At 45.4% G+C, this 15,591-nt stretch carries 16 protein-coding genes; 7 read left to right on the top strand and 9 right to left on the bottom strand.

The features are described 5' to 3' along the window. Positions 1–20 precede the first annotated feature (20 nt). Entirely contained in the window at positions 21–554 is a 534-nt protein-coding gene (locus tag AC4PM4_RS28540) for a YceI family protein (RefSeq protein WP_090952605.1), read from the bottom strand. A 226-nt stretch (positions 555–780) separates the two neighbouring features. Here AC4PM4_RS28540 and AC4PM4_RS28535 point away from each other — a divergent pair, with 226 nt between their 5' ends. Beyond that, positions 781–1,503: a YheC/YheD family protein gene (locus tag AC4PM4_RS28535; protein ID WP_491615117.1), complete on the top strand. Its 723-nt coding sequence runs from the start codon at positions 781–783 to the stop codon at positions 1,501–1,503. Positions 1,504–1,594: 91 nt separating this feature from the next. On the opposite strand, the gene AC4PM4_RS28530 is transcribed toward AC4PM4_RS28535, so the two are convergent. Together AC4PM4_RS28530 and AC4PM4_RS28525 are read right to left on the bottom strand one after the other, a co-directional pair. Next, on the bottom strand, positions 1,595–1,933 hold the full coding sequence (locus AC4PM4_RS28530) for a hypothetical protein (protein ID WP_491615116.1): 339 nt from the start codon (positions 1,931–1,933) through the stop codon (positions 1,595–1,597). 195 nt (positions 1,934–2,128) lie between these two features. Beyond that, a complete protein-coding gene (locus AC4PM4_RS28525) occupies positions 2,129–4,252 on the bottom strand; it encodes a 5'-nucleotidase C-terminal domain-containing protein (RefSeq protein WP_491615115.1) in 2,124 nt (707 codons plus the stop codon). A 257-nt stretch (positions 4,253–4,509) separates the two neighbouring features. Here AC4PM4_RS28525 and AC4PM4_RS28520 point away from each other — a divergent pair, with 257 nt between their 5' ends. The 5 genes from AC4PM4_RS28520 to AC4PM4_RS28500 all read left to right on the top strand — a co-directional run bounded on the left by AC4PM4_RS28520 (position 4,510) and on the right by AC4PM4_RS28500 (position 9,328). After that, positions 4,510–5,253 (top strand): GntR family transcriptional regulator, encoded by a 744-nt coding sequence (locus AC4PM4_RS28520; RefSeq protein ID WP_063565776.1) that lies wholly within the window; start codon positions 4,510–4,512, stop codon positions 5,251–5,253. A gap of 209 nt (positions 5,254–5,462) precedes the next feature. Further along, positions 5,463–6,179: a purine-nucleoside phosphorylase gene (gene deoD, locus AC4PM4_RS28515; protein ID WP_063565775.1), complete on the top strand. Its 717-nt coding sequence runs from the start codon at positions 5,463–5,465 to the stop codon at positions 6,177–6,179. A gap of 29 nt (positions 6,180–6,208) precedes the next feature. Further along, entirely contained in the window at positions 6,209–7,546 is a 1,338-nt protein-coding gene (locus AC4PM4_RS28510) for an MFS transporter (RefSeq protein ID WP_064641472.1), read from the top strand. Between the two features lie 214 nt (positions 7,547–7,760). Further along, positions 7,761–8,564, top strand: a complete 804-nt coding sequence (locus AC4PM4_RS28505) for an AAC(3) family N-acetyltransferase (protein ID WP_488731726.1) — start codon at positions 7,761–7,763, stop codon at positions 8,562–8,564. Positions 8,565–8,875: 311 nt separating this feature from the next. Further along, positions 8,876–9,328 carry a HEAT repeat domain-containing protein gene (locus tag AC4PM4_RS28500; protein ID WP_063565772.1) on the top strand — a complete coding sequence of 151 codons (453 nt, stop codon included), beginning with the start codon at positions 8,876–8,878 and terminating at the stop codon, positions 9,326–9,328. A gap of 196 nt (positions 9,329–9,524) precedes the next feature. On the opposite strand, the gene rlmH is transcribed toward AC4PM4_RS28500, so the two are convergent. The 4 genes from rlmH to AC4PM4_RS28480 form a co-directional block, all read right to left on the bottom strand. Beyond that, positions 9,525–10,004, bottom strand: coding sequence for a 23S rRNA (pseudouridine(1915)-N(3))-methyltransferase RlmH (gene rlmH, locus AC4PM4_RS28495; protein ID WP_072733920.1), 480 nt, complete (start codon positions 10,002–10,004; stop codon positions 9,525–9,527). A 296-nt stretch (positions 10,005–10,300) separates the two neighbouring features. Further along, positions 10,301–10,468 (bottom strand): CxxH/CxxC protein, encoded by a 168-nt coding sequence (locus tag AC4PM4_RS28490; RefSeq protein WP_063870633.1) that lies wholly within the window; start codon positions 10,466–10,468, stop codon positions 10,301–10,303. Between the two features lie 325 nt (positions 10,469–10,793). Beyond that, on the bottom strand, positions 10,794–11,315 hold the full coding sequence (locus tag AC4PM4_RS28485) for a hypothetical protein (protein ID WP_244552137.1): 522 nt from the start codon (positions 11,313–11,315) through the stop codon (positions 10,794–10,796). 298 nt (positions 11,316–11,613) lie between these two features. Then, positions 11,614–12,891, bottom strand: a complete 1,278-nt coding sequence (locus AC4PM4_RS28480) for a S1C family serine protease (protein WP_063567361.1) — start codon at positions 12,889–12,891, stop codon at positions 11,614–11,616. 737 nt (positions 12,892–13,628) lie between these two features. On the opposite strand from AC4PM4_RS28480, the gene AC4PM4_RS28475 reads away from it, so the two are divergent. Further along, complete coding sequence (locus tag AC4PM4_RS28475) at positions 13,629–13,841, top strand: hypothetical protein (protein ID WP_053781978.1); 213 nt, start codon at positions 13,629–13,631, stop codon at positions 13,839–13,841. On the opposite strand, the gene AC4PM4_RS28470 is transcribed toward AC4PM4_RS28475, so the two are convergent. Then, on the bottom strand, positions 13,810–14,616 hold the full coding sequence (locus AC4PM4_RS28470; protein ID WP_062327768.1) for an MBL fold metallo-hydrolase: 807 nt from the start codon (positions 14,614–14,616) through the stop codon (positions 13,810–13,812). The genes AC4PM4_RS28475 and AC4PM4_RS28470 overlap by 32 nt on opposite strands. A 6-nt stretch (positions 14,617–14,622) precedes the next feature. Further along, positions 14,623–15,366 (bottom strand): two-component system regulatory protein YycI, encoded by a 744-nt coding sequence (gene yycI / locus AC4PM4_RS28465; RefSeq protein ID WP_063567362.1) that lies wholly within the window; start codon positions 15,364–15,366, stop codon positions 14,623–14,625. Positions 15,367–15,591 lie beyond the last annotated feature (225 nt).

Below are 15,591 nucleotides of genomic sequence, written 5' to 3'. Positions count from 1 at the left end.
TCAGATATCATGTAACAATGCTATTCTATTCGAATTGCTTCGATATAAAGCTCGATGCTTACTTCATTTCCGACGACAATTCCACCCGTTTCCAGAGGCGAGTTAAAGCTCAAACCAAATTCATTACGATCGATACTGGCAGTCGAATGAAATCCCACACGTTCCCGGCCTCGAGGGTCTTTATTAAACCCTTCAAAAACGGTATGAAAAGTAATAGGTTTTGTTACGCCATGCAGCGTTAAATTGCCTGCAAGTTCATATTGCCGTTCGCCAGTAAGAACGCAGTTGGTACTTTGAAACGTAATCGCTGGATACTGGGCAGTATGAAAGAATTCATCGCTCCTCAGGTGTTCATCTCGTTGCCGCTGGCGAGTAGTAATACTATTTGCGTCGATGGAAGCTTGAATACCCAGGGTTGTTACATCGTTGGGGTCAAAACTTAAAACCGCTTCGAACTGCTCGAATACACCTTTGATTTTATTAATCATTAAATGCGTCACCGAAAACTCAACAGAGCTGTGATCCGGATCCACTTCCCATTTGACATTGCTCATAAATAAATTCCACCTCTATAATCATATGATGAGAAAGGTCGCCCTATCTCCAAAGCACTGCGCTATTCGCATGCTCTTAATATACAAAAAGGCTACTGACAACGTGATGTCAGTAGCCTTTTAACGTTCTAGCATTTTCTCATAAATATAGACGAATGGCCGCTTATGCTGATCCCTAATTTGAATTAGAATTACCGTAGAAGTCTGGAAAAAGGCTGTGATTCCAATGTTAATCAAAAGAGATAAGTGGCTGCAGTATCGCATTCTCCGCAATGCATCCTCTCTCGCCGGACGGTTACCCGAAACACAGTTACTTAAAAAGGACACTTTAACGAAGATGCTGCTTCAATATCAAAGCATCGTACTGAAACCTCGTAACGGAAGTTATGGAAGGGATATCATTTTTATCAAACGTAACGGTGGGAAATCCTATCGTATTCAAAATGAAAATAATGTGGTCATCATGAGAGACACCGATAAGGTATTCCAATGGCTCCACAAAAGAAACAAAAGTGATAGATACATTGTCCAAAAACGTCTGTATCTCGCCCAAATTGGGCACAAGCCGTTCGACATTCGAATCATTGTTCAGCGCAAAAAAGGCTCTTCAGCCAATTGGAACGTTACCGGCTCCTACGCTAAAGTTGCGGCGCAGGGATATCTAGTCACGAATGTGACTAGCCGCACCATTCCAGTGCTGGAGGCTCTCAAATTAGCTCGAATCGAAGATCCGAGCTTGCTTGTCAAAGCGGAACACATTGCACTATCTTCTGCCAAACGACTGGGAGAGCATTACCCTACGCTTAGACAAGTCGGGTTCGATATAGGTATCGACAGGAAACATCGAATCTGGATCATCGAAGGTAATTATAAACCGGACCTACGGCCTTTCCGGCTTTTGAAAGATTCCTCAATGCATCGCAAAATATTATGGTACAAGAAACATTAAAGCAAAAAAGAGACGACCAGCCTTTTTCTACGGCCAGTCGTCTCTTTAGGTTAAATTTTGATGCTTATGATGATCATGATCGCTTCAGTTATTACTTGAGGCGTCTCGCAGCACTTGTAACACGTGTCACTTGGAATTTATTTACCCCTACCTGTATAATGGCAAACTGGCTGTAAGAAGTACCGGAAGAAGTATACGGCTCGGCTTCAATATTCCCACTTGGCGTTCTAACCGTTGCAGTGATTCTAGTTACCAAGCAGACTCCACGGCTGGAAGCTCTCCAAGTCTCGTCACGCAGAACACTATAGTTGTCGTCACTACAAAAGATGGATGCATATTCAACTTTTCCAGATGCATTAAACGAAGTAGAGTTATAGATCTGAACGGGGTCATAACCACCTCTTGGTCCTCCTGGTCTTCTATTTCCCATTATCAAAACCTCCTTATTATTGATAGTTTTATTAAATGCATTTCAATTGTTTTGGTAAGGTATAAATGTGGACAAGGAACAAAAAGTGCGTTTGTCCAGTGGCCTGGGGAGCCTTATATTGATGTTCCTCAAAACAAAAAAAGAACCACCTGTGTTGTTACACAGGTGGTTCGAGAATGATAGATTCTTTTTAAATTATGAAGCTTTTGCTGCAACAGCTTTTTGAATTAAAGCTTTTGCATCGTTAGTAGAAAGACCTTGTTTAGGTTGAAGCAGATTTTTCTCTGCTGCACTAAGAATACCTTTGTCAATCAGTTTTGCCATAGGTTTCACCGCATAGGTAGAAACGGTTTTGCCATCTTCAAAACCTGCAATAATCGTAGCCGCATTTTTGTCAGAAGCTTGATCTTTCACCAATTTAGCAAGAATGGTAGCTGCTTCTTCACGAGTGATATCACGATCAGGATTGAAATTACCACCGTAGCCTTGAATGAATCCAGCATGAGTCGCTTCAGCGATTGCATCTGCATATGAAGCGTTAGCAGCAACATCCTTGAATGCAGGTGCTGCAGCTACTTCGTTCAGTTTCAACAGGTCTACTAGAGCACTAACAAATTCAGCACGGGAAATAAATTCTGTTGTTGCAGGTGTTTCTGTTTCTTCTTTAGATGCAGCTAGATTCGTGATACGTCCTTCCGTTTTAGCCACAATGTCAGCGCCTTTATACGTATCTACAATGTACTGGTAGAATACATCCAGATCGATAGGACCAGCCAAGGATGATTTAGCATCTACCAGCACTTTATAGTTATCTCCACCTGCAGCCATAAAGTTGTTAACTACAGCCGTATATGTTTTTGCAGGATCAATAGGTGAGCCATCTTCAAGACTAAGACTAGTAACACGTTCCGCTACTGGTTTATTGAAATCTGCAGTATATTTCAAGCCAGAGATCTGTAGAGTTTTGGTGTTTGGTGTACCGTCAGCGTTGGTACCCCATTGTTGCTGCAACAACGTTTTAATTTGTTCGCCAGTCAACTCCAGTTTCACTAGAGTATTACCAAACGGTTGGATTTTAGCAAGATCAGCAAAGGTCACATCGCCTTTTGGCAGATCCGCACGAATACCACCTGGATTCATAAATGCAAAGTCAGCAGCACTTGCCTTATCCCCAAAGTCTGCTTCACGCATTGAATCTGCAATGAGGTTGCCCAGAGCGGCTTCGTTATTATAAGCATCTGTACGGGTAACAGAACCATCCGTTGTACCTACTGGCTTAGTCAGCTCAGGATGCTTGTCTAATGATTTTTTAATAATAGCTAAAGATTCAGGGTCTTCTTTTACACCCTCTTGGAAAGTCGATGTAACTGTAGCTGATTTCTCAGTTACATCCCCAGTTGCAGGGTCAATCATCAATTTAATATCTTCAAATGCCGTACCATACGAATACGCTTGAACGATCAATTTTCCATTCACTTCACCGTTAGCTAAGGCATGATTGTCACCTGCAACGATAACGTCAACAGGGGAATCTGCTGGCAAAGCTTTTGCTAAATCAGCCGCTTCTCCAGTGGTTACGCCTTCTTTGGTTGTTGCTGGATCATGCGCCAAAACGATGATCGTTTCTACACCTTGATCTTGCAATTCTTTTGCATATTTATTAACGGCTTCAACTTCTTCTTCTGCGCTTAAGAAACGCACACCAGCTGTCCCAGATGGGGATACTTTGGCAGGTGTGGATTTCGTCACTAATCCGATGAATCCGATTTTGACTCCGCCTACTTCTTTAATAACATACGGCTTAATCAATGTTTTGCCAGTGGCAGTTTCAATGACGTTTGCATTGACGTAATCAAATTTTGCACCAGCATGAGTTACTTTTCCTTCTTTTGGATCAAGGCCACCAAAGATTTGTGCCTTCAAAGCAGCGACACCTTGGTCGAATTCATGATTGCCTAGAGAAGCTACATCAAAGCCCATCATATTCATCCATTCCATGGTAGGCTCGTCACGATCGAGAGATGAGACTGGAGCAGATGCACCCACAGAGTCTCCATTATGGAAGAGTAGGGAATGCTCATATTTTGCTTGAGCTTCTTTTAAGTAGGTTGCTAAAATTGGAGCCGTTCCTGCCTTTTTATCGCTAACGATCGATGTGGTATCTAACTGACCGTGGAAGTCATTGATACCAATCAAGTGTACTTCTACATCTTTGCCTGCGGCAGAGACAGAACCTGCTGCGCCCAATAGTTGGGTAAGTAGTAGTGCAGCAGTTGCCACACGAATTGTGCTTTGGCCCAGAACTTTTTTCCAATACATGAATTAACAAAACCCCTCTCCAATTATAGATCCTGAAATATTTTACCATAGTTCAATTCATAAAAGTCGTAGAATATATCAAATGGATGTAAAAAATTTAAAGATTGATAGAGAAAGGAACGTAGTTTTATCTGTTACTACTTCGTAAGAAGCGGATTAAACAAAAGTTCAGACCTAAGATTCGCCCAAACTCAACGATTACAGGTGTGCTATAATATGCTCTAACTGATGAATTAAGAGAATAGGTGTGTGAACCGATGGAAATAAAGCCGGGACATCTACCCAAAGAAAAAAAACCGCTATACCTCACCGTATACGATGAACTATTCAAAAAGATCATGAGTGGTGTGTTCCCCTCCAATAGTCAATTGCCTGCTGAACCTGAACTTGCCAAAATGTTCGACGTAAGCAGAATGACGTTGAGACAAGCATTAGCTCTATTGCAAGATGACGGACTGGTGACGAGTATTCATGGTAAAGGGAACTTTGTTACCCGAACTCGAATGGTGCAGAGGAATGTTGGGCTGGAGAAAATCGGAAATCCTATTTATAAGTGCCATACAGAGGACATTGATCATGTCGACATCCAGTTCAGACTGGACCTTGAGAGTGACTACACGAAAGAGGTTCTGAAAAGAAAAGCCACAGCTGTAGTAGCCATTGAACGTTGGTATATGAGTAAAGGACAAGCGGTGGCTTACGGATTTACCTTTATGGCCATTGAGGCCGTAACAGAATTGAACCTGGATCTCCAGAATGAAGAGCAATTGCTGGACATGCTTGAGAACAAGGTATATGAGCTGGCTAACTCTGCAACGGTAGAGGTCAGACATTCCACCGTGATGAATGCCTCATCTCAAAAATATAAACTGGATGCCGGCGAGGGGTGCGATTTGCTGCTGGAAAGTCTATATGTAAATGAACAGTACCCTATTGTATACAATAAATATTATATTCCTAAAGAATTTAGCCAGATTGTAATTAATGCTTCGAAACCATAGGACTTATTATCATTGCAGGGCAGTGACTTCTCCATATAGGAGAGGTCACTGCCCTTTTGCATACAAGATCGACTACCAGGAAAGAATGCGGGAATTTATTCCATAAAAAATTAGTTGATAGAGAATGCGATGTGTGGTACTTTATTCTCATACCAATTAGACAACTTTTTATACAACTATACCAATTTATAAAGAAGAGGAGATTTGAAATGAGCACATCCCCTAAAGAAACGCCGCATATTCAACCTGGAGGAGTAGAAATCGCAGAGACGATTCTATTGCCAGGCGATCCCTTAAGAGCAAAGTTTATTGCAGAGAACTATTTGGAAAATGTCGTCCAGTTCAATAATGTTCGCGGTATGCTGGGCTATACGGGAACTTTCAAGGATAGAAAAATATCAGTGATGGGTACCGGAATGGGAACACCAAGCATGAGTCTGTACTCATGGGAGCTGATTCATGTATTCGGTGTGAAGAATCTCATTCGTATTGGTTCCGCAGGGGCGATTCAAGATCATTTGAACCTGTATGACATTGTTTTCGCGATGGGTTCTGCAACCGATTCCAATTATGGACACCAGTACAACCTTCCGGGTCACTATTCGATTACGGCATCATTCGAACTTTTGGAAAAAGCCAAGAAAATAGCCGATGCGCAGGGGCAGAAGGTTCATGTAGGCAATGTGCTCTCCAGTGACATCTTCTATAATGCGGACCCAACGGCGCTGAAGAGATGGAGCGAGATGGGAATTCTATGCGCCGAGATGGAATCTGCTGGCCTGTATATGAACGCAGCACATGCGGGCGTTAACGCCCTGTGTATTTTGACGATCAGCGATCATATTTTCAGACATGAATCCACGACCTCGGAAGAGAGACAGACCGCTTTTACTAAAATGATGGAAATTGCACTGGAACTTGCTTGATCATCTGATTCCGGAAAGGAATGTGGCGAATGGCTACAATAACTGAACATACACCGCAAAATACCCCGCCCTTTCAAGCGAAAAGGGCAGTCCCTGTCATTCTGCTCTTTTTCGTCTTTGCCTTAATCATCGATAACTCATTCAAGTTGGTTTCAGTAGCAATAGGCGATGATCTGGGAATCTCGGCAACCATGGTTAGCTTGCAAGCTTCATTAGCGGGACTTGTGATTGGGATTGGCGCCGTCATCTATGCCTCTTTGGCCGACTCCATCAGTATCAGAAAGCTGTTGGTTGCAGGGATTATATTAATCTGCATAGGTTCGATTATTGGGTATATTTTTCAAGACTCTTATCTAATCATTGTTATTGCTCGTATGATCCAGACTGCAGGTCTGGCCGCAGCTGAAACTTTATATGTTATCTATGTAATGAAACACCTACCCAAAGATGAACAGAAGAAGTTCCTGGGTCTCAGCACAAGCAGCTATTCACTTTCTCTTGTTATCGGTTCCATTACTGGGGGGTACGTGTCCACCTATTTAAGTTGGTCAACATTATTTTTAATTCCGCTGCTGTCCTTAATCCTAATTCCCTTCATTCTTAAATATTTGCCAAAGGAACGATCTCGGAAGAGCCATGTTGATCTCATCGGTCTGATTCTCATATCGGCCATTACTACTTCTGTGTTGATGTATTTGACGGATTTCAACTGGATCTTTATTATGAGTTTCGTAGCCACTGCAGCACTTTTTCTTGGCTATATCAGTAAAAGTAAGAAGGCGTTCATTGGGATTTCCTTTTTTCAAAATAAACGGTTTGCATCCGTACTTGCCATAGCCTTTGTGATTTATTCCGTTCAACTGGGCTACATCTTTATTTTCCCATTCCTGCTTCAAAAGTTGTATGATCTTCAGCTCGATACGATCTCACTGCTGCTGATACCAGGCTATGTAACGGCGATAATAGTCGGTTCGCTGTCTGGAAAAATAGCAAAAGTATTGACCAATAAGCAAGCCGTTTCCATTGCTATGGGCATAATCGTATTCAGCTTGGCTTTACCCGGCCTTATTGGAGGCTCGATTCCTGTATATGTTCTCTCCATGCTGCTGTTCTCGGGGTCATTCGCATTCATGTACGCGCCTTTGCTTGAATCCTGTGTACGCTCCATCCCTGCAGAAAAGTCAGGAACAGCCATTGGATTCTACAACTTGGTGTTAAATGTATCCGCTTCCATAGGCATCACCTATACCGCATCTCTTATGGATGTAGTATCTTTTGGAACGGTATTATGGATCCTTTCAATCATTACCTTGTTCGCACTAGTGATGTACGGATTGCTTGTGGGCCGACTCACTGAGTCGAAGTAATTAAAGGTATCCATAGATTAAAACGCTCAAAACCACCATAAACACTCTCAGCCTTCCAGAAACAAAGTAAAAGTTATTGCCGCATAAATAAAGGATTGGTACAATATAATGAAATATTAGGGCACTGCTTCACTAGCATTGCTAGAGACAACCCCGCTACTTGTAGCCGGGTTGTTTTTTGTTTTTTTATTAAAATCACAAGGTGGAGATTCCAATGATGATCATGAAGGAAACAAGAGCGATCCTAACCAAAGAAGACCTCATTCACAAGTTCAAAAGCTGCGGACTCATGGAGGGACAAACCATCATGGTTCATACTTCGTTAAGCAAGCTCGGTTTTGTTGTAGGCGGAGCAGAGACGTTCATTCGATCCCTTCTTGAAATCATTGGAGAAAAAGGAACTCTGATCATGCCATCCCAAACATGGAAAAATCTCGACCCTTCCACAGGTGTGCATTGGGAGGAGCCCGTAGAGTGGTGGCCTACCATTAGAGAACACTGGCCCGCTTATGATAAGGAGGTTACCCCCGCAATCGGTATGGGTGTCGTAGCCGAGATGTTTCGCAAGTGGCCGGGAGCTCATAGGTCACACCATCCTGCGCGTTCCATAGCAGCGGTGGGCAATCATGCGTCATATATAACGGAAAATCATGATTTAAGCAACATTTTTGGAGATGGCTCCCCGTTGGATAAGCTGTACCAGTTAAACGGCCATGTGCTTTTGGTTGGCGTCGGCTACGAAAAAAACACGTCGCTGCATTTGGCGGAAACAAGGGCAAATTTCCCTGGCAAGAAGTACTCCGAGGAAAGTAGCGCCATGATGATTAACGGCAAGCGCGAATGGGTCACTTACAAGACCCAAGCCGTAAACGACGAAGATTTTATTGAATTAGGGCAGCACTACGATACCGAAAAAAACGTGAAGATTCATAAAGTTGGAGACGCTGATGTCCGGTTCTTGGAACAACGACCGTTGATCGATTGGGCAACAGCATGGATGGAGCGCACTAGGGTGTGACGATTGCATTTATTACTAACTATTCCCCCTTATCTACTTCTATATTTGGAACAGCATCAAGGTTGTATGCTGACATAGAAAATAGTGGATACTAATGTTTTGGCAAAAAGTGATCTAATTCTGGGCTAAGCTGGATGGAATACAAAAATTTTTGTTCTGTTACCCTTGCAAAAACATGAATTGGTGAATGTGATGTATAGGCTGTCAATCGGCTTCATAGGAGTAGTTTAGTCAGGTTCGTGCTATAATAGTGTTCACATAAATAACATTCATCATTCTGCCGAGATGGCGATGATTAAGGAGATTGAATTTTGACGAACAACCATGATATTGGAGCAGTTAACGAACTACCGGAAAACCTTGAAGAGCTCAAACGGGCAAGCAAAGGGACAGCAAACTGGAGAGAAAGACTAAATGCGGTGAATGAATTGGGGAACTGGGATACAGCCCCTACCATTAAATTGCTGCAAAATGTTTTGACAAATGACCAAGTGTTCCAAGTGCGCGAAGCCGCATATCTCAAGCTCAAGCAATTGGATGAAGATGTACAAATGCCTGCTAAAAATAAGGGCGAGCTGTTTAAGGGCCTTAACAAAATTTTACTACGGATTAAAAAAAGCCTTCCTGAAGGTCACACATTTGAGCAATTTAAGGAAAAACTGCAAAAGACACGTCTGGATATCTATGATACTTACGAGGGCGACAGAGATGCTGAGTTCGATTCCTGGCTCCATGAAATTTGGGAGACACTAGGTAGAAAATAGCCGCCGAAGCCGATTAGCGTTCCGTGGAACAATGAAAAAAACCGTGTTTTGGCTAACAAGCCAAACATGGTTTTTCTTCGATTTATTTCTTTTCTCGGGGTCATCAAATAATATGTTCCTTTATGACTGGCACAGTGAAAAATAATAAGCTGAAAAATGAGTATTGGGAACGAGTGGCTGCTTAGAATTTTTCGTCCTACTTGTGGTACGGTTCATTCCGGTTAATCTTCACTGCGCGATAAATCTGCTCCACCAGCACCAGCCGCATGAGCTGATGCGGCAGGGTCATGCGCCCGAAGCTCAAGCGCTGCTTCGCGCGGCGCAGCACCTCATCGGAGAGCCCATGGCTTCCTCCGATGACAAACACGACATGGCTCGTCCCATAGGTGCCGAGCTTGTCGATCTCTGTTGCCAGCTCCTCGGAACTCCAGAGCTGGCCGTCCAATGCGAGCGCAACCACATGCGCCTCGCTCTTCACATGCGCGAGGATGCGTTCACCCTCGCGCTCCTTCACCGCCCGCACCTCAGCTTCGCTCAGGGTGTCGGGCGCCTTTTCGTCTGCGACCTCGATCATCTGAAACTTGATGTACGGGGCGAGCCGCTTGGCATATTCCTGAATGCCCAGCGTCAAATATTTTTCCTTCAGTTTGCCTACGCCAATAATCTGAATCAACATGAAGATTCATTCCTCCTAATCGTCCTGCGAGATAATCTATAAGTAAGATGCTTCAACACATCGTTTGTTCCAATATTTAAAGCTAACGAACTCCACACACCTTATCTAGCCCAATTTCGGCTCCTTTAAAATCTAAAGAATCTGAGAAACGCTATTTCAGGCAAAACACGCCAAAAACACAAAAAGAGCGCTCCGACACGCTCTCTTTGCTTCTTGCCTGTGATGTTCATACCGGATGGCAGGCGAGCGAGTGCATCCATGACAGACGCACCAACTGCGGATGCCTACACAGTACGCTAGACGACTAGATACTCGGCCTTTTGTTCGCACTCGGCGCACTTCGCAGGCGGGTCCCAATCGGCAAATTCCGTCTCCTTCAGATCAACGATATCTGGAGCGTCCTCATACTCATCAACAAACATGTCGATGGCGATGTCCACGTGTTCTTTGCATACAACGTACATCCGTTCAAGCATCCTTTCTGTATCCAGCTATGCTCCCGATTCACAACCGCTTATCCATACAGGATAGCCACTTCTCTGTTCTATCACACCTGCCGCGGAAAAGAAACCCCTAGCCCCCATTTATCGTGTCCAACTTCCACCAGTCCTCTCATTTCAGCACAAAAAAAAACAAAAAAGCGTCACTTCTCGACACCCCGTTGGCATCCCAAAGTAACACTTCTCCCAATTCCGAATCTATCCCACTCATTCGTTACTATTCAGATTACCGCACATATGAAAGCCATCGTCCTATTGTATTCGAATCCATACTCAATGGATATCGATCTTACTCCAGCCCCAACTGCGCCTTCGTCAGCAGCTTGCCACCCTGGAACGCAATTACTGCATTGGCTCCCGAACCCCCGGTGCCCTTATAGTTGTAGACCACCATATTTTCCGCTTCGCTCAATGCTTCGCCTTCACCGCCAAGGATATCGATAACTTCCTCTACCGCCATGCCAACCTCTAGCTTTTCATACTGGGCAAACGTAATCAGCACCCCATCTCCCTTTCCAGCCGATCCGTTGTTTCCCGAGCCAACAGGTGCTTTACCTCCAGGCTCATTCACCGCAATCACGGTGGTGCTCAGCTCCTCCAGCTTTTTCTCCAGATCCGCGATCTTCTTGTTCTGTTGACTATTCTTCTCGCTCTGGTCCGCAAGCTTCTTCTCCAGACCTGTAATCTGCTCCTGTAAACCACTAACATCAGCAGTCCCTGACGGGGACACCTCAGAAGTACATGCGGACAAAACAAACAGTGCAGATACCAGACTTGTTCCCCCCACCATGGTTTTCGTCAACCGTTTCATTGAATTAACCCCTTCCACTCCAGATTGAGAATACAGATCGACAAACAGATGTTACTCGCACAGCCGCCCATCACCAACACATTCCCAACAGTTTACCATAACTGGAACCCTTTATAACAGAGACTTTGGCTCTGGTCCTAACCTATCATTGGGAAACGACAAAATCCCCACTGTAACCTCATGAATGTGGTTTATATGTAAATCAAGATTAGTGCAATAAAAAAGAGCGGATCAACAAGTTGATCGACTCTCCTTTATTACCCTATTTCTGTGTGCCATGTACATGAAAGCAATTCTCTTACTCCGGTTTATCCGTCAGCTTCACCGACACCTTCTCGGCGTTGCCATCCCGGTAAAAGGTGATTTCAATCGTATCGCCGATCTTCTTCTTATCGTACAGATATTTCCGCAGATCAAGCGTAGAGGTAATTTTTTGCCCATCAAATTCCGTAATGACATCATTCAGCTTCATGCCCGCTTCGGACGCCGGACCGGACGCTTCCAGTACAACCACACCGCTGTCCACGTGGGATGGCAGCTTGAGGTCTTTACGCTGCTCGTCATCCAGCGGAGCATATGGATTGCTCAGATCGACAGTATATACGCCCAGATATGGACGAGATACTTTGCCGTTCAGCAGCAAGGAATCCACCGTTTTCATCACTTCGTTCATCGGAATCGCAAAGCCGAGGCCTTCAACGCCTGTATCCGAGATCTTCATCGTGTTGATGCCGACCAGTTTGCCGTTCAGATCGGCCAGTGCCCCGCCACTGTTGCCTTCGTTAATCGCCGCATCCGTCTGGATCACGTTTTGTTCCCAGTCATACACACCGTCCTGATTAATGGATACCGGCAGAATCCGATCTGTGTAACTGACAATACCGGATGTTAGCGTACCGCCCAGACCGAGCGGATTCCCGATCGCCAGCACCGTTTGACCGCGCTGAAGTTTGCTGGAATCACCAAGCTCTGCGGCTGGACCGATGCCCTTATCATCTTGCACAGACAATACCGCAATGTCACTAACCCGGTCTTTGCCCACCAGCTTCGCTTTATGCGTTTCCCCGTCCACCGTAACAATCTCCAGATCACTCGCACCCTCCACGACGTGATGGTTGGTCATGATGTAGGCTTTGCCATCTTCCTTTTTGAAAATGACCCCTGATCCCAACGCAGAATCTTCCATCGACAGGCTGCTGCCCGTTTTATGGTTCACGATGCTCACCACGGAAGGGCGAACCTTCGCAGCTGCCTGGATAATCCGGTCGTACGGATCAGCCGCCTGCGCTGTCTGTGTACCGCCTCCGCCGTTCCCTGCAGCGTTCGCTAGAGGTAATGATGCAGGCTGCATAATAAAGCTGAACAGCGTAACGGTCACGATGGAGCTGATTACCGAACTGATCACGGCTACCTTGACCGTGGAGCTAAAACCCGAGCGTGACTTGCGTGGATTCTGCCAGCGGTCCCGTCCCCTGCCCCTGCCTCCAGGGCGAATGATCTGAAGTTTACCTTTCTGTTCAGGTTCGGCGCGTCTTGATACTTTGGTTGAATAAAAATCGTCTCCAAACAATCCCATCGTGATCCTCTCCCCTTCGTTGTCACGCATCAAGACCCTGACTGCCGCCCGATCGTTGTCGCATGGCCAACGACTGTGTCCTTACGTTACCCCACTCCGGCCACAGCCGAGCTTCCGATCGCTGTTACTCACAAATTTTATTAATTACCCTCTAAATAAGGTGAAAATTTGTTCATAAAGGCGAACGCTTCGCTTCTCCAGCTTCGTTCTGTGTCCTCCGTTACGCGTGTACCGTAAATACCAACTCATTCTTCCATGCGTTCCTGCATAAAAAATCGTTAAGCATATCGCTGCCATTCCCATTAACGCGGAATGAAGCGTCTATGTACAACAGAACGAATATCCCATTCTGTCTGTGACTCTATCAGAAATGCTCTCGCATTCTACGACATGCCTTTTTGCGCGCAAAACAGCCTCTACTATAAAAGCTCCTTATATACTAAACACGCCAAATCTTAAAAAGTTGCATATTTACGAAGATTAACGGAAATTTCCGCTATAACGCGCTTAACAATAAAGGTCCCTAGTATCTATCACCACAAAATCCAGTTGGCTAAGCGCAATTTTGCCTATTCCCGTGAACTTTTTCATCTTTTTAAGCAAAATGCAGCCCCTGGTTCAGCATACACGTCCCTTACGTGTAATTATAGCGGCAAAAAGAGGAATGTTTTCCATCAAGCCTGACTACAATAATAGTAAAAGACAATTCGAAGCTTCATAGAAGGAGGATTCACATTATGGATCGCACGCGTACACTCACAGCCATGGATGAAGTTCATATGGCGGCCAAGCTGGCCGATCTCAAGGAAGAGCATTACCGCAACACCCTTGCCCTAAGCACGATTATTGAACTGCTCGTCGACAAAGGCATTCTGACCCGCGAAGAAGTAGAGCGCAAAGCTACCGAACTCGACAGCTTTATGGCTCACCCACCCTATCCCATGGCGTAGGCCGATCATAATACGTATCACAGAGCTTGAACTCATGATCCCGATAAAAGCAACCACGGCTCTCCATCGCATCACGCACGGTCATTTTCGCCAAGTCCATCATATTATGATCCCGGCTCAAATGTGCCAGATACGTGCGCTTGATGCGTCCGTTCATCAGTTCACTAAGCGCAGCTCCCGCCGCTTCGTTCGACAAATGCCCAATGTCGCTCAGAATGCGGCGCTTGGTGTTCCATGGATACCGCCCCATGCGCAGCAATTCGACATCATGATTCGCCTCCAGCACAAGTACATCCGAATCCGAGATCGCATCGCGAACCTTGTCGCTCATATATCCGAGATCCGTCGCAACGGACAGCTTCTCACTGCCATCATCGAATGTGTACCCTACCGGTTCCGCTGCATCATGGGAGATGCCGAACGATTCCACGCGAAGGGAGCCAAAATCATGCTTTTCACCCGTCTCAAATACCCTCCGGTTTTCCTCTGGAATCGCCCCAACGGACTTCTCCAGTGCCGCCCACGTATTCGTATTTGCATAGATTGGTAAATTATATTTCCGAGACATCGCGCCTAGTCCTTTAATGTGATCGGAATGTTCATGTGTAACCAGAATCCCGTCCAGCTCCGTTCCCGAAATCTCCCGTTCCAGAAACAGTGCCTCCAGCCGCTTCGCACTGAGACCTGCATCAATCATGAGGGATGTGCCCCCATGCTGTATAACCGTGGCATTCCCTGTCGAACCGCTGGATAACACGGTAAAATAAATCCCCATAACGCATTACTCCCCTGGTTTGTCTGTCTTGGGACTGAATACATCCCCACTGATGCCCTGCACGTACAACACTTCGCCACTTTCCAGCACGAACCGCCATGCCGGCATCGCCACCTGCATATCTGAATTGAACAACTGGCCGTAATAGCCCAACTGAATATCTTTAACAATCGCATCATTTGGCAAAAAGTTCTCGATCAGCGTACCCAGCGCCTTCGACGCCGGAAGCACCTGCTGATCGCTTTCCTCCGCTGTCGTAATCCGCACCGGAGTCTGACGGTAACCCGTAATTTTCTGATCGCTGTAGAATAGCTCCAGACTAACATTGAAGAGCGGCCATTTGCCATCCACCAACGGATGAAGCACAAATGCCCCATCCTCCGCCATCAGCTGATCCCATCGATACGTACCAATCTGGGGAATCTCGTCCTGTAGTGCATCCTCCAGCTCGCTTTGCGAGAAGATCAGCTTGCTGTCCACTTTATTTTCCAGTTCAACCTCAATGCCTGTCTTGTTATCTTCAATGAACTCATACGACAGCTTCGGCAGCTTCGGCGTCTCATTCGGAATAGGAGCCAGCACTTGAATGCCCTTCTCCTCCATTGCCTGTTGTGTATTATCCGCCAGCGAGGTGAAGTCCAGATTGGCTCCGGCCGTCTCCCGCGCATCCATCCAGATCTGGTATCCCAGCACCAGATTGAGCAGCAGGAAGGCATAGATCAATACATTTTTCGCCCGTCCCCAATCCAAAACATCCACCTCCATCATTTGATAAATACGACTACTATCACACTTACCACTCCGTGGTCAGAACAACCTTCCGATCGCTGTTATCCCCAGATTTCTTGATTCCCTTTTCCCAAGGGAGAAATCCTGGGATAAAGGCGAGCGCTTCGCTTCTTCAGGTTATTTCTGCCCCCTCCGTTAACGTGTAATTCTAAACCTCGCCCGGATATCAAATGACTTCATATCCTA

The sequence above is a fragment of the Paenibacillus sp. MDV22-iso6 genome, assembly GCF_058408365.1.
This window is presented reverse-complemented; position numbering and strand designations above follow the sequence as displayed.

Excerpts from the sequence above, each read along its gene's own strand:
- AC4PM4_RS28540 (WP_090952605.1), bottom strand. The coding sequence starts at position 554 with ATGAGCAATGTCAAATGGGAAGTGGATCCGGATCACAGCTCTGTTGAG.
- AC4PM4_RS28535 (WP_491615117.1), top strand. The coding sequence starts at position 781 with ATGTTAATCAAAAGAGATAAGTGGCTGCAGTATCGCATTCTCCGCAAT.
- AC4PM4_RS28530 (WP_491615116.1), bottom strand. The coding sequence starts at position 1,933 with ATGGGAAATAGAAGACCAGGAGGACCAAGAGGTGGTTATGACCCCGTT.
- AC4PM4_RS28525 (WP_491615115.1), bottom strand. The coding sequence starts at position 4,252 with ATGTATTGGAAAAAAGTTCTGGGCCAAAGCACAATTCGTGTGGCAACT.
- AC4PM4_RS28520 (WP_063565776.1), top strand. The coding sequence starts at position 4,510 with ATGGAAATAAAGCCGGGACATCTACCCAAAGAAAAAAAACCGCTATAC.
- deoD (WP_063565775.1), top strand. The coding sequence starts at position 5,463 with ATGAGCACATCCCCTAAAGAAACGCCGCATATTCAACCTGGAGGAGTA.
- AC4PM4_RS28510 (WP_064641472.1), top strand. The coding sequence starts at position 6,209 with ATGGCTACAATAACTGAACATACACCGCAAAATACCCCGCCCTTTCAA.
- AC4PM4_RS28505 (WP_488731726.1), top strand. The coding sequence starts at position 7,761 with ATGATGATCATGAAGGAAACAAGAGCGATCCTAACCAAAGAAGACCTC.
- rlmH (WP_072733920.1), bottom strand. The coding sequence starts at position 10,004 with ATGTTGATTCAGATTATTGGCGTAGGCAAACTGAAGGAAAAATATTTG.
- AC4PM4_RS28490 (WP_063870633.1), bottom strand. The coding sequence starts at position 10,468 with ATGTACGTTGTATGCAAAGAACACGTGGACATCGCCATCGACATGTTT.
- AC4PM4_RS28485 (WP_244552137.1), bottom strand. The coding sequence starts at position 11,315 with ATGAAACGGTTGACGAAAACCATGGTGGGGGGAACAAGTCTGGTATCT.
- AC4PM4_RS28480 (WP_063567361.1), bottom strand. The coding sequence starts at position 12,891 with ATGGGATTGTTTGGAGACGATTTTTATTCAACCAAAGTATCAAGACGC.
- AC4PM4_RS28475 (WP_053781978.1), top strand. The coding sequence starts at position 13,629 with ATGGATCGCACGCGTACACTCACAGCCATGGATGAAGTTCATATGGCG.
- AC4PM4_RS28470 (WP_062327768.1), bottom strand. The coding sequence starts at position 14,616 with ATGGGGATTTATTTTACCGTGTTATCCAGCGGTTCGACAGGGAATGCC.